The sequence below is a fragment of the Nonomuraea sp. NPDC050556 genome, from assembly GCF_044457355.1.
Classification (GTDB): Bacteria; Actinomycetota; Actinomycetes; order Streptosporangiales; family Streptosporangiaceae; genus Nonomuraea.
The window spans coordinates 524653-537760 of record NZ_JBITGU010000003.1; the positions used below are offsets into that span (position 1 = coordinate 524653).

Below are 13108 nucleotides of genomic sequence, written 5' to 3' on the forward strand. Positions count from 1 at the left end.
CGCCCGCCTTCTCGGGTAACGCCCACTGGGCGACCAACGCCCCTCGGGTAGCTTCTGCCCGGGGCAACGCCCATCGGGCGAGCAACACCTCGGGCAACGCCCGCTCTCCGAGTGCCGCCCACCCTCCGAGTAACGCCCGTCGGGCGACTGCCCACTGGAACGCTCGCGCCCCGAGTGGGCCCCACCAGGCAGTCACCTGGCGCCCCAGACGGTCTCCTCCGGGACCACGACCGCCCCTCCTCCAGGACCTTGGCCCCTCCGGGGATAGGGCTGGGCCCGTACATGCGTGAGGGCGGACCCGCAACGGGTCCGCCCTCACGAAGAAGCGCTGATCAGTCCTGCCGTCGAGCGCCGAACATGATCTCGTCCCAGCTGGGCACCGAGGCCCTGCGGCTTCTGGCGTTCTTCTTGCGCGGCGTGGGGGCGGGAGGTGGCGTCGGCACCGCCGGGGGCGTCTCCGCCACCGGCTCCTCCTGGGCCTGCGTCCCGTCGTCCTCGCTCACCCTGGCAGCGGGCACCGCAGCCTCCGCATCGTCAACCGCTTCCGGCGTCTCCGCCGCCTGGCCATCCTGCTTGTCCACACTCGCCCCGTCGGCCTTGGACACCTTGGGCATGTCCGCGGGCGTGGGCGCCTTCCCGGTGCTCTGCTGTACGGCAGGAGCCGGGACGCTGGGCGCGTCCACAACGACGGGCTCGGCGACCACCTGGGCGGCGGGCACCTCGTCGACCACCGGAGCAGGCTCCTGCGCGACAGGCACTCCCGTGGAGGGCTCCTGTACGGCAGGCGCTCCGTCCACGACGGACGCTCCGTCCACAGCGGGGGTGGGCTCCTTCGCGGCAGGGGTTCCGGCCACGGCCGGGGCGGGTTCCACCGCAGTGGTTGCCTCGGCAACCGCTGGTGTGGGCTGCTCCGCTGGGGTCGGCTCCTTCGCGGTGGGGGCTTCGTCCACGGCGGGCGTCTTGGCGACCTCCGGGGTGGGCTCCTGCGCGACAGGGGTTCCGGCCACGGCCGTGGCGGGCTTCACCGCAGTGGCTGCCTCGGCAACCGCTGGAGTGGGCTGCTCCGCTGGGGTCGGTTCCTTCGCGGTAGGGGCTTCGTCCACGGCGGGTGTCTTGACGGCCTCCGGGGTGGGCTCCTGCGCGGAGGGTGCCTCTGGGGTGGGGTGGGTCTCGGCGACGTCGGGGGTCACCGCGACCGCAGGTGGTGCCTGGGGTGTGGGGGATACCGGCGGGGCTTCCTGGGCAGCAGCCGGGGAAGCGACCTGAGGGGTGACTGCCTGAGCCGGTGGTGCGGCCTCGGCAGGCGGTGTGACGGGGGATGGCTGGGTGACGGGCTCCTGTGCGACGGGGGTTTCCTGGACGACCTCCGCAACCGAAGCCTCCACGACGGGAAGCTCGGCAGCGGGACGTTCCACGACCGGGGTGTCCACAACGGGACGCTCCGGAACAGCGTGCTCCGCGACCGGTGCCTCCACGACGGGAAGCTCGGCAGCAGGCGGCTGAGCGACGGGGTGCTCGGTGGCAGCGGGCTCTGGCGTGGCGGGCTCCACGACCGGAACCACCGAGGCAGCGGGCGGCTCCGGCGCCGGGGCCGCCACGACGGGGCGGTCAACGACCGAAGGCTCCACCACGGGCCGGTCCACAACCGTGGGTTCGGCAACAGGCCGGTCCGCGACGGGCCGGTCCACCACCGAGCGGTCCGTGGCGGAAGGTGCCGTCACCGGGCGGTCCGTGGCGGAAGGCGCCGCTACCGGGCGGTCCGCGACGGGCCGGTCCACAACCGTGGGTTCGGCAACGGGACGGTCCGCGACGGAAGGCGGCGCTACCGGGTGGTCCGTGACGGTGTGGTCCGCCGCCGGAGGTGCCGCGGGGCGGTCCGTGACCAGGTTGTCCGCCGGGGGTTCCGGGGTGGGGAGGTCCAGGGTCGGAGGTTCCGGGCGCTCCGGGGCTGGGGCGTAGATGGCTTCCGTGTCGCGCGGCGCCGGGCGGTCCGGCCGTGGCGAAGCGAAGCCAGGCAGCCAGGAAGCCGCCCCGTCCACCCGCCGAGGCTGCGTGGACGGCGGAACGAAGCCCGGCTCCGGCTCCACCACAGGACGCCCCTGGTCACGGCTGTATCCACCCTCGGCAGGACGCGTATAAGCGTTCTCCGACCGAGCCCCGTACCCCACCGCAGGCTCCTCCGGCTCCTGCCGTACCACGGAAGGGAACGGAAGCACCGGCTCAGCCAGCGGCGGCACCGGCTGCAGCTTCGCCACCCGCGGCGCGAAAGGCGTGACCGTGGATTCCACAGCGGATGAAGGCACGGGCGGGTTCAGGTCGAAGTCGGCCTGCGACAGCCGCATCGACTCCTCGTCGTAAGGCGTGACGTGACGGCGGCGCGGGTCGAAGAGCCACTCGGCGTGCCGCGTGTGACCGTTCCACACGTAGCCCAGCTTCACCCGCCACAGTCCGTCGTCGCGCTTGGCGGAGTCCCAGTCGATCTCGTCGGTGGGCACCCCCCTGCGCGTGAGGCGCTCGGCCACCAGCTCGCCGAGCGTCGGTCCAGGCGCGGACTCGCCAGGCATGCGCACAGCGACGCGCTGCGCCTGCTGGGCGACGTACTCCCGCTCCTGGAGCACGGGACCCTCGAACCAGCGGACGCGCTCGACAGGAATACCCGCGGTCGCGGCGATCTCCTCCGCGGTCTCTCCGGCACGAATGCGGGCCTGGATCTCCTTGGGGCGCAACGGACTCTCCACTTCGATCTCGTACTGGCCGAGACGGGAGAAGTTTCCGCGGACGGCAGCACGGAGCCGGTCGTCCACGGGGAGCGTGAAGCGGGTTCCTCGCCCGGCAGTCGCCAGGACGAGATAGCTGCCGTCCTCACTCACCGCGACGAGTCGGAGCTCCTGCATGCGAGTCCCTTCGTCAGCGTCGTGCTCAATCTTCCCCCGGACCCTTGAGTCTCTCGCGTGTGCCGGTTGCCTGCCAGCACCGTACCCGGCATGTCCGAACATCGCCTTCCTGGGATACCACCCAGGCGATGTGACGCCGGTCACATTTGTCGATTCCATCCTGGTTCAGAACCCGCCGGACTGCACAGGGGTCCCTGACGGATTCTGGCGAATCGCGCCACGCGCCGTTGTGGACTTGGGCCAAGACGCGAGAGCTGGTGGTCGGGGCGCCAGGTGGGCGAGCCTGCGCGCCGCGATGTCCAAAGCGGGGGAAAAGCCGGAGAACGGGATAATCGCCACAGCGGGCCGCCGGGCGTGGCGTCGCACCCAGTCGAGCCCGGCGAGCAGGTCGGTCAGCGTGGCGGTGCCGTCGCAGCCGATGACCCGCACCGAGACCACCCGGGGCCGGTCGGGTATGAGATCCGCCACGTCCGAGCAGTTCACCCCGGTCCCGCCGGTCGCGTCGAAACCAGCCCAGACCTGGTCGTGAGCCCCGGGGGTGACCCCGCTGCCGACCACGTAGACGGTCGCGGACGGCGGCAGGTGCGGCGGGCGCGCGGTCGTAGGGTGGAGGCGAAGGTCGGGTTCCAGCGAGCGCACCCGCGGATCGGCGCGCAGCTCGGCCGCCTCACGGGCGGTCAGCAGGGTGGCGAAACCGGGCAGGGCGGCCGTGTAGTACCTGCGCACCCGCCATCTGACCTCGCCGACCAGGGCGCGGGCGTCCGCGCGGCTGTGGGCGGTGACGATGTACGGCGAGGCCGGCTCTGACGGCGGCGCCGACACGCCGGAGGCGGGCGTGAAGGCGAGGGAGGCCAGCGTGGTCACGGCCGTCGCCAGGGCCGCGGCGGCATACACGGACGGCAGTCCTGATCGGCGGGGCACGACCCACGAATCTGCCTGTCACACAGGTCACAGGAACAACACGACGCGCAGTGGCGTCTATTCACAAGAACGTTCTTTACCTAGAGGGGACTGATTCGGGGCATGAGCGGCGACCAGCCGAAGTTCGAGCTGAGCGTTCCGCAGATCGCGGGAGGTGCCCTGGCGGCGGTGACGGCCGCGGTGGCAGCCTCCTTCCTGGGGGTGGCGGGCACGGTGATCGGCGCCGCCGTGGCGAGCGTCGCGAGCACCGTGGGCAACGCGATCTACACGCACTACCTCAAGCGGACGGGCGAGAAGGTCAAGCAGCACACGGTGATCGCCTGGCGTGACCGTGAGGAGGAGGCGCCTATCCAAGGTGAGGGCGCGCTGGCGACAGCCGTACACGCGACGGTCCGTGAGGAGGAGCCGGAACCCACCCTGGTCATGGCGCCGGTGCAGGAGCGCAGGAAGCTGCCGTGGCTCACGCTCGGCCTCGGCACCGCGCTGGTCTTCGCCATCAGCATGGCCGCGATCCTGGCCTACCAGGGCTTCGCCAAGAAGACCGTCTACGAGACGGTGACCGGCAAGACGCCACAGACCGTCGAGCACGAGAGGGCCCCGCAGAAGAAGCCCGACGACCAGGCCCCGGCCACCGACCAGCCGACCACCACCCCCACGACCGACCGGCCCAAGACGCCGACGCCGACACCCACGCCGACGCCGACCCCCACGAAGAAGCCGACCCCGACCCCCACGGAGACGGATTCGGTGGAGCCGTCCAGTGAGCCGAGCACGCCGCAGGACACGCCGCCACCGACCGAGAGCCAGGACCAGCTCGACGCCACCCCGCCGGCTGACGATCAGCCCAGCACCGACTCCAGGTAGGCGTTGGTGAACAGCCGGTCGGGGTCGAGCCGGTCGCGCAGCGCCACGAAGTCGGCGAAGCGCGGGTAGACCGTCGCCAGGTAGGAGGCGTCGCGGGTGTGCATCTTGCCCCAGTGCGGCCGGCCGCCGAGCCGCGTCATGATCTCCTCGACCCCCGCGAAGTAGGCGGGGTTCGCGGACTGCCGATAGACATGGCAGGCGATGTACGCAGAAGAGCGCCCGTAGGCCGTCGACAGCCACGCGTCGCTCGCCGGGGTCACCCGCACCTCGACCGGGAACGTGATGCGCCAGTCGCTCCGCTCGATCAGGTCCCGCGTCTCGCGCAGGGCCTGCGCGAGGTGCTCGCGCGGGATCGCGTACTCCATCTCCAGGAACTTCACCGTCCTGACCGCGGTGAAGATCTTGTAGGAGGTGTCCACGGAGGAGGAGTCGCCCAGCGTCGCCGCGCTGACCGCGTTGATGCGCGGGATCAGGTTGGGGAACCGTGCGCCGACCGCGCACGCCGCGCCGAACACCGTGTTCTCCAGGAACACGTTGTCCAGCCAGTGCTTGAAGGCCCCGGGAGGCGCGGCAGGTCCGGGGTGGCGGTTGTTGAACTTGGCCAGCCCCTCGTCGGTGTGCGGCAGCCAGAAGAAGTCCATGTGCTCGTTGTCCGAGGTCAGCGTGTCGAGCGAGTCGAGGATCGCCGACAGCCCCATCGAGCGCCGCTGGTTGTGCAGCAGGAACGCGGGCTCCACCCGCAGCGTCACCGCGGTCACGATCCCGAGCGCGCCCAGGCTCACCCGCGCCGCGTCGAACAGCTCCTCGCCCGGCTTCACCGTCACGACGGACCCGTCGGCGAGCACCATCTCCAGCGCGAGCACCTGGTCGGCCAGGCCGCCGCTGTCGCGTCCCGTGCCGTGCGTGCCGGTCGCGATCGCCCCCGCGACGGTCTGCTCGGTGATGTCGCCCATGTTGGCCAGGGCCACGCCGCGCCGGTCGAGCTCCTCGTTGAGCACCTTGAGCTGCGTGCCGGCGAGCACGGTGACCGAGGTGTCGTCCGCGGAGCGGATCCCGGTCAGCCCGGTCGGCCGCAGCATGATCCCGTCGGTCAGGGCCACCCCGGTGAAGGAGTGGCCCGTGCCGACCATGCGGACCCGCCTGCCGGTACGGCCGGCGTCGAGCACCGCGCTGACGACGTCTTCAACCGAGGACGGCGTGCGCACCTCGGCGGGGGTGCCGGACTGGTTGGCGGCCCAGTTGGTGAAATGCATGCACCCCTCCAGGAGAGCATCGTTCCGTTAAACGTGAACGATACTCACTTCTCCCATCCTTCGGGAACAGGGAAGATGTCGCCGGGCTGCAGGTTGTACTGCTTGACCAGCGTGGACACCGTCACCAGGTGGTACCCGCGCGACTGCAGCGTCCTGACGATGGACGGCATCGCGTCCACGGTCTGCTTCACCCAGTCGTGCATGAGGATGATGCCGTTCTCCTTGGCGACCTCCAGGGTCTGCTTCTTGATCTCGGCCTCGTTCTTGGTCGCCCAGTCGCGCGACCCGGCCGTCCAGAGGATCATCGGCATGCCGAACTCGGCGGCGATGTCGGACGTCTCGATGTCGGCCATGCCGTACGGCGGGCGCAGCAGCTTGGGCTCGACGCCCGCGACCTGCTTGACGATGTCCTGCGTCTTCTTGATCTCGCTGCGAATGGCCGGCGCCTCGAGAGTCGTGAAGTTGGGGTGCTTGTAGCTGTGGTTGCCGAGCTCGTGCCCCTCGACCGCCATGCGCTTGGCGAAGGCGGGGCGGGCCTTGACGTACTGGCCCTCCAGGAAGAAGGTCGCCTTCGCGTTGTACTTCTTCAGGGTGTCGAGCAGCGTGCCCGCGTACTGTCCAGGCCCGTCGTCGAAGGTGAGCGCGATGCACTTCACCTGCGTGCAGTCGACCTCCTCGACGGGCTTGGCCTGGGCCGCAGTTGGGGTCAGTGTGACGGCAACACACGCGATAGCCAGAAGTGAACTGAAATGTCGGGACATAACGCGTCTTTCGGGTGAGACAAGAGGGATCTACCGAAAGTAGCGGATCAACTCTTCGCCGGTGAAGGAGCCTCGGGAAGTCTCAGCAAACCCGAACCTGCCACACCCACCACCGCGGCCAGCAGCGCGCACGCGAGGGAGAACCCGTAGGCGTTGGACGCGCCGAACGACTCGGTCAGCCGCCCGCCCGCCCACGCCCCGATCGCCACGCCGAACCCGATCGAGGTGGAGATCCACGCCAGGCCCTCGGTCAGCAGCGACGGCGGCACCAGCCGCTCGGTCAGCGAGAACCCGGTGATCAGCGTCGGCGAGATGGCCAGCCCGGCGAAGAACAGCGAGACAGCCAGCACCCGCACGTCCCCGATGAACGCGATCGGCAGCAGCCCGACGGCGAAGACGCCGAGCGCCCGCACGAACCTCCTGCGCAGCGACACCTTCCAGTGCCTGGCACCGAACCACAGCCCGGACACCATCGACCCGCCCGCGAACGCGGCGAGCAGGAACCCGGAGATCCCCTTGACCCCGTGCTCCTCGGCGAAGGCCACCGTGATCAGGTCGACGGAGCCGAACACCGCGCCCATCGCCAGGTAGACGCACGACAGCAACGCGATGCCGGGGATGAGGATCGGGCTGCCGCCCGCGTGCCGCACCTCCTGGACGGGCGGCTGGGTACGGCGCTGCAGCGCCAGGGCGAAGGACCCGCCGACCAGGAGCACCAGCGCCACGCCGAGCCCGGCGAACGGGTTCACGGCGGTGGCGAGCACGGTGACCAGCGCGGGGCCGGTGACGAAGACGACCTCGTCGGCCACGGACTCGAAGGCGAAGGCGGTGTTCAGCTTGGGGGAGCCCGCGTAGAGGTTGGACCAGCGGGCGCGGACCATCGACCCGAGCGAGAGCGACGAGGCGCCCAGCGCGAACCCGGCGACGTACAGGGTCCAGTCGGGCAGGCCGAACCCGGCGCAGAGCATGAGCGCGGCCAGCGCCAGACCGCTGACGACGGTCAGCGGCGCGATCACGCGGGCCTGGCCGAACCGGTCGACCAGCCGCCCGGACAGCGGCGCCGCGATGGCGAACGACACGTTGGTCACGGCGGCCACGGCGCCCGCCGTGGCGTAGGAGCCGGTCAGCGAGGAGATGAGGAGGACGATCCCGATGCCGAGCATGGACATCGGCATGCGGCCGACGAACCCCGCGATCACGAACCCCTTGACGCCCGGCCTGCCGAACAACCCCCGATAAGACACAACACCAACCTTTACGTACGGACTGTCCGGACTGGAAGTGATTTTTCCCTGGCTGAGTTAACGTATCCCGGGTGTCCGCCCTTCCTTCGCCGCGCGCCCTCGTGCTGCTCCTGGCCGTCGCCGTCGTCGCGACGATCACGGTCGGCAGCCTGGCGCTCGTGCGCGGGGTCCAGGGCGAGGAGGTACGGCCGCTCAGGCGCGAGACGGCGGCGCAGACGCAGACGCAGCGGCTCGACCACCTCGCGCCGGGCACGGAGCAGGTGACCGACTTCGGCCAGGGCGGTCCCGGCATCACGCCGACGCCGCCGCGCGTGCTGGCCATCGCCGGGCAGGCCGTACCCAAGGAGACCAGGTTCGCGCTGGCCAGGCTCAAGCACGTCGAGAAGGTCATGGCCGTCGACGCGGGCGCGGTCACCGTGGCGGGCACCGGGCTCAACCTGCTGGCCGTCGACCCGTCGGAGTTCCGCTCCTGGACGCCGAAGGCGGTCGCCGACCAGCCTGCCGTGTGGAGCGCGATCGCCAGGGGCGAGCTGGTAGCCGACACCAAGGCGGCGCGCAGGCTGGGCATGGTGCTGGGCGCCGAGTACCAGGTGGACAGCGGGCCCAGGCTGCGGCTGGCGGCGTCGGCGAGGCTGGGGCTGACCGGGGTGGACGGCATCGTCAGCGTGGAGACCGGCAGGTCGCTCGGGCTGCTGCAGGGCGTGGCCGTCCTGCTGCACGGCAGGAAGGCGATCGGTACGGCAGGCGTGCGCAAGGTGCTCGGCGCCGGGGCGCAGGTGGTGTCGCTGGGCGGCGAGAGCCGTACGCCGGACAGGAAGGTGGCGGTGGTCGGGCGTCCCGACAACTACCTCGACCTGTACAAGGCGTCAGCGACCCGCTGCCCGGGGCTGTCGTGGACCGTGCTGGCGGCGATCGGGCAGGTGGAGAGCTCGCACGGGCGCAACAACGGGCCGTCGAGCGCGGGCGCGCTCGGGCCGATGCAGTTCATGCCCGCCACCTGGAAGCACTACGGGGTCGACGGCGACGGGGACGGCAAGGCCGACATCTGGAGCCCCTACGACGCCGTGCCTGGCGCGGCCAACTACCTGTGCGCCAACGGCGCCGGGCAGGGCGGCGAGAAGCTGCGCAAGTCGATCTGGTTCTACAACCACTCGTGGGACTACGTGAACAAGGTCATGGGCCTGGCCGACGCCTACGCCCGCGCGTACGCCTGACAGCAGTCGACGGCGCACTGCGGCTGGGAAGGCTCGTTCATGAGCTCGCGGATCATGTGGACGAAGCGCGGGTGGGTGCCGACCGTCGCCGCGCGTACCAGCGGCCTTCCCAGCTCGGCCGCCAGCTGCACGGCCTCGGTGTCGAGGTCGTAGACGACCTCCATGTGGTCGGAGACGAACCCGATCGGGGCCAGCACCGCAGGGGCGTCGATCGCGCGCAGGTGGTCGAGGATGTCCGGCTCCAGCCACGGCACCTGCGGCGGGCCGCTGCGCGACTGCCACACCAGGTCCCAGTCCGTACGGCCGACCGCCTCGCCCACCAGCTCCGCCGACCGCCTGAGCTGCGCCTCGTAGAGGCCGGTTCCCGGCGCGGACACGGGCACGCTGTGCGCGGTGAACACCAGGCGGGCGTCGGGCAGCTTCTCCAGCGCCTGGCCCACGTGGTCGACCATCGCGGCGACGAACCCCGGGTGGTCGCCGAAGTGGCGGAGCTTGACCAGCTGGGGGCCGCCCTCGACGGAGATGCGGGCGATGTCCTCGTAGTACTGCCTGCAGCTGGAATATCCGGCGAACGCCGAGGTGGCGAACACGGCAGCCCGCCGTACGCCGTCGTCCTTCATCCGCCGGACGACGTCCTCGCCGAACGGGTGCCAGTTGCGGTTCCCCCAGTAGACCGGCACGTCCACCACGCCGCGCAGCGCCTCCACGAGCGCCCGGTTCTGCCCGTTGATCGGGCTCACGCCGCCGAAGGCCAGGTAGTGCTCGGCCACCGCCTCCAGCCGCGCCCGCGGCACCCCGCGCCCGCGCACGACGTTCTCCAGGAACGGCATGACATCGTCAGGACCCTCTGGCCCGCCGAAAGAAAGGACCAGCAGCGCGTCGTAGCTTCCCACGCCAACCACCCTAGGGGTGCACTCACCCGGTCCACGCACCCCGTCGGCCACGTCTCGGACACGCGAGGTCAGAGGATTGTCAAGGGTGGTGGGTACGGGGTGGTCACACACGGTCGCTTGCACGGTAGGTTCGATCAGGTGAGCGCATTTAGGGACATTCGCGATTACGTAGCCATCCCGCGGGTTCTGTCGCTGAGGCTCGCCCCTGACGGGTCGAGGCTGATCAGCGCGGTTCAGTCACTGAACCCCGATGGCAAGTCGTACGGCACCGCACTGTGGGCGATCCCCGTGGACGGCGAGCCGTACCGCCTCACCAGGTCCGCCAAGGGCGAGACGGGCGCGGAGTTCACCGGATCCGGTGACGTGCTGTTCTCGAGCCGCCGCCCCGACCCCACCGTCAAGGACGCCACCGACGAGGTGCCCGCCCTGTGGCTGCTCCCGCGCGCCGGCGGCGAGGCCCGCCAGATCGCCACCAGGCCAGGCGGCATCGGCGGCGTCAAGACGGCCGGCGACGTCGTGGTCTTCTCCTCCGACGTGCTGCCGGGCGAGGAGTCCACCGAGGAGGAGCGCCGCAAGGCGCGCAAGGACGCGGGCATCAGCGCGATCCTGCACGAGTCGTACCCGGTGCGCTACTGGGACCACGACCTCGGCCCCGACCGCACCCGCCTGTTCGCCGCCACGCTCGGCGAGGACCGCCTGGAGAACGTCCGCGACCTCACCCCCGACGCCGGCGAGGCGCTCGGCAGCAACCTGACCTTCGCCGTCACCCCCGACGGCGCCACCGTGGTCGCCACCTGGACGGTGCCGCGCGAGCTCGGCGAGCAGCGCACCGACGTCGTGGCCGTCGACGTGGCGACCGGCGCCCGCAGGACGCTGTTCAGCCAGGACGGCTACGACTTCGAGGGCCCGATCGCGATCTCGCCCGACGGCACGAAGGTCGCCTGCACCCGCGCGCGCAACACCACCACCGAGATCTCCGCGCACGGCGAGATCTGGATCGGCGACCTGGCGACCGGCGAGGGCGCCGTCCGCGTGACCGACGTGTTCGCCTACGAGCTGAAGTGGGCGCCGGACGGCTCCGCCCTCTACTACGTGGCCGACCACCAGGGCCGCCGCCCGGTCTTCACGATCTCCGGGGACGCCGAGCCGGTCAGGCTCACCACCGACGACGCCGCCTACCTGGAGATCAACCCCTCCGCCGACGGCCGGTTCGTCTACGCGCTGCGCAGCGGCTACCACGGCCCGGCCACCCCGGCGCGCGTCGACGTCGCCACCGGCGAGGTCGTCGAGCTGCCCTCGCCGGGGCCCAAGCTGGACCTGCCCGGCACGCTGACCGAGATCAGCGCGACCGCCGACGACGGCCAGGAGGTGCGCGGCTGGCTCGTGCTGCCCGAGGGCGCCTCGGCGGACAACCCGGCGCCGTTCCTGCTCTGGATCCACGGCGGCCCGGTCTCCTCGTGGAACGACTGGTCGTGGCGCTGGAACCCGTGGATCATGGCCGAGCACGGCTACGCCGTACTGCTGCCCGACCCGTGCCTGTCCACCGGCTACGGCCAGCACCACATCGACCGCGGGTGGGCCGACTGGGGTCCGCGCACGCTCGCCGACCTCGACGCCATCGTCGACGTGGCCGTCGCCCTCCCGGAGATCGACGGGTCGCGCCTCGGCGCGATGGGCGGCTCGTTCGGCGGCTACATGGCCAACTGGGTCGCCGGGCACAGCGACCGCTACAAGGCGATCGTCACGCACGCCTCGCTGTGGAACCTCGACCAGTTCGCCGGGACCACCGACGCGGCCATGTACTGGCAGCGCGAGTTCGGCGCCCCCGGCTCCGAGCTGTACGACAAGCTGTCGCCGCACGCCGCGCTGGACCAGATCCGCACGCCGATGCTGGTCATCCACGGCGACAAGGACTACCGCGTGCCGATCGGCGAGGGCCTGCGGCTGTGGTGGGATTTGCAGCGCTCCGGGGTGGAGTCGAAGTTCCTCTACTTCCCCGACGAGAACCACTGGGTGCTCAAGCCGGGCAACGCCGTGGCCTGGTACGAGACGGTCCTGGCCTTCCTCGCCCAGCACGTGCTCGACCAGGAGTGGAAGCGTCCGGAGTCCGTGGCGTGACCGATTTCGTCGGACTGGCCGAGGAGATCGCCCGCGAGGCGGGCGAGATGCTCCTGGCCAAGCGGCCCGCCAACCCCGAGGTCGTGCAGACCAAGTCCAGCCCCACGGACGTGGTCACCGCGCTCGACCGGGCGTCGGAGGAGCTGATCAGGGCGCGCATCATGTCGGCGCGCCCTGAGGACCGGGTCCTGGGCGAGGAGGGCGGGGACACGCCCGGCTCGTCCGGGGTCCGGTGGATCGTCGACCCGATCGACGGGACGGTCAACTTCCTGTACGGCCTGCCGGACTGGGCGGTGTCGATCGCTGTCGAGGTGGACGGGCGGATCGTCGCGGGGGTGGTGAACGCGGTGCCCCGCGGGGAGATGTTCACCGCCGCGCTGGGGTCCGGGGCTGTGCTGAAGAAGGACGGTCTGGCGGTGGAACGGCTGCGCTGCAACAGCGGGGTGCCGCTGGGGCAGGCTCTGGTCGGCACGGGCTTCGGGTATGCGTCCGGGCGGCGTGCCGTACAGGGTGAGGTTGTCGCCGCCGTTCTGCCGCGGGTGCGTGACATCCGGCGGGGCGGGTCGTGCGCGCTGGACCTGTGCTCGGTGGCGTCCGGCCGGTTGGACGCGTATTACGAGCGTGGGGTGAACTACTGGGACTGGGCGGCCGCGGGGCTCATCGCCGGCGAGGCGGGCGCCCGCATCGGCGGCCTGCACGGGACTGCTCCGAACAGCGAGCTGACGTTGTGCGCTTCCCCGGGCCTTTTCGAAGAGCTCCACGACCTGCTGGTCCCTCTGGACCCCTTGAGAGACTGACCACCCCCCGTAGGTGGCTGAGCCCCTCCAGGGAGCACACCCCCGTAGGTGGCTGAGGTCCTTTTGAAAGGACCATGGGGCCGCGGGAAGGGTGCCGCGGGGCTGCGGGGAAGGGCGCCGGGGGCTGCGGGAACGCCGCCGCGGGACCC

At 71.1% G+C, this 13108-nt stretch carries 10 protein-coding genes; 4 read left to right on the forward strand and 6 right to left on the reverse strand.

The annotated features are described in order from the left end of the window. Positions 1-332 precede the first annotated feature (332 nt). Entirely contained in the window at positions 333-2894 is a 2562-nt protein-coding gene (gene sepH / locus ACIBG8_RS31575) for a septation protein SepH (protein ID WP_397346674.1), read from the reverse strand. A 165-nt stretch (positions 2895-3059) separates the two neighbouring features. Further along, positions 3060-3815: a S8 family serine peptidase gene (locus tag ACIBG8_RS31580; RefSeq protein ID WP_397346675.1), complete on the reverse strand. Its 756-nt coding sequence runs from the start codon at positions 3813-3815 to the stop codon at positions 3060-3062. 102 nt (positions 3816-3917) lie between these two features. On the opposite strand from ACIBG8_RS31580, the gene ACIBG8_RS31585 reads away from it, so the two are divergent. Further along, positions 3918-4679: a hypothetical protein gene (locus ACIBG8_RS31585; RefSeq protein WP_397346676.1), complete on the forward strand. Its 762-nt coding sequence runs from the start codon at positions 3918-3920 to the stop codon at positions 4677-4679. On the opposite strand, the gene ACIBG8_RS31590 is transcribed toward ACIBG8_RS31585, so the two are convergent. The 3 genes from ACIBG8_RS31590 to ACIBG8_RS31600 are packed head-to-tail and all read right to left on the reverse strand — an operon-like array spanning position 4655 to position 7937. Beyond that, on the reverse strand, positions 4655-5932 hold the full coding sequence (locus ACIBG8_RS31590) for a D-arabinono-1,4-lactone oxidase (RefSeq protein WP_397346677.1): 1278 nt from the start codon (positions 5930-5932) through the stop codon (positions 4655-4657). The two genes, ACIBG8_RS31585 and ACIBG8_RS31590, sit on opposite strands and share 25 nt — an antisense overlap. Before the next feature lie 44 nt (positions 5933-5976). After that, positions 5977-6693: a polysaccharide deacetylase family protein gene (locus ACIBG8_RS31595; protein ID WP_397346678.1), complete on the reverse strand. Its 717-nt coding sequence runs from the start codon at positions 6691-6693 to the stop codon at positions 5977-5979. Between the two features lie 47 nt (positions 6694-6740). Beyond that, positions 6741-7937, reverse strand: coding sequence for an MFS transporter (locus ACIBG8_RS31600; RefSeq protein WP_397346679.1), 1197 nt, complete (start codon positions 7935-7937; stop codon positions 6741-6743). A 71-nt stretch (positions 7938-8008) separates the two neighbouring features. Between ACIBG8_RS31600 and ACIBG8_RS31605 the strand changes: the two genes are divergently transcribed. Then, positions 8009-9151: a lytic transglycosylase domain-containing protein gene (locus ACIBG8_RS31605; protein ID WP_397346680.1), complete on the forward strand. Its 1143-nt coding sequence runs from the start codon at positions 8009-8011 to the stop codon at positions 9149-9151. Here the strand turns inward: ACIBG8_RS31605 and ACIBG8_RS31610 are convergent. Further along, on the reverse strand, positions 9130-10044 hold the full coding sequence (locus tag ACIBG8_RS31610; RefSeq protein WP_397346681.1) for a ferrochelatase: 915 nt from the start codon (positions 10042-10044) through the stop codon (positions 9130-9132). The genes ACIBG8_RS31605 and ACIBG8_RS31610 overlap by 22 nt on opposite strands. 138 nt (positions 10045-10182) lie before the next feature. Here ACIBG8_RS31610 and ACIBG8_RS31615 point away from each other — a divergent pair, with 138 nt between their 5' ends. Beyond that, the gene (locus ACIBG8_RS31615; RefSeq protein WP_397346682.1) at positions 10183-12162 is read left to right on the forward strand and encodes a S9 family peptidase; all 1980 of its coding nucleotides are present in this window, start codon (positions 10183-10185) and stop codon (positions 12160-12162) included. Then, the gene (locus tag ACIBG8_RS31620) at positions 12159-12959 is read left to right on the forward strand and encodes an inositol monophosphatase family protein (RefSeq protein ID WP_397346683.1); all 801 of its coding nucleotides are present in this window, start codon (positions 12159-12161) and stop codon (positions 12957-12959) included. Before ACIBG8_RS31615 ends, ACIBG8_RS31620 begins: the two co-directional genes overlap by 4 nt. The last annotated feature ends 149 nt before the right edge of the window (positions 12960-13108 follow it).

Coding starts and splice junctions, on each gene's coding strand:
- sepH (WP_397346674.1), bottom strand. CDS start 2,894: ATGCAGGAGCTCCGACTCGTCGCGGTGAGTGAGGACGGCAGCTATCTC.
- ACIBG8_RS31585 (WP_397346676.1), top strand. CDS start 3,918: ATGAGCGGCGACCAGCCGAAGTTCGAGCTGAGCGTTCCGCAGATCGCG.
- ACIBG8_RS31590 (WP_397346677.1), bottom strand. CDS start 5,932: ATGCATTTCACCAACTGGGCCGCCAACCAGTCCGGCACCCCCGCCGAG.
- ACIBG8_RS31595 (WP_397346678.1), bottom strand. CDS start 6,693: ATGTCCCGACATTTCAGTTCACTTCTGGCTATCGCGTGTGTTGCCGTC.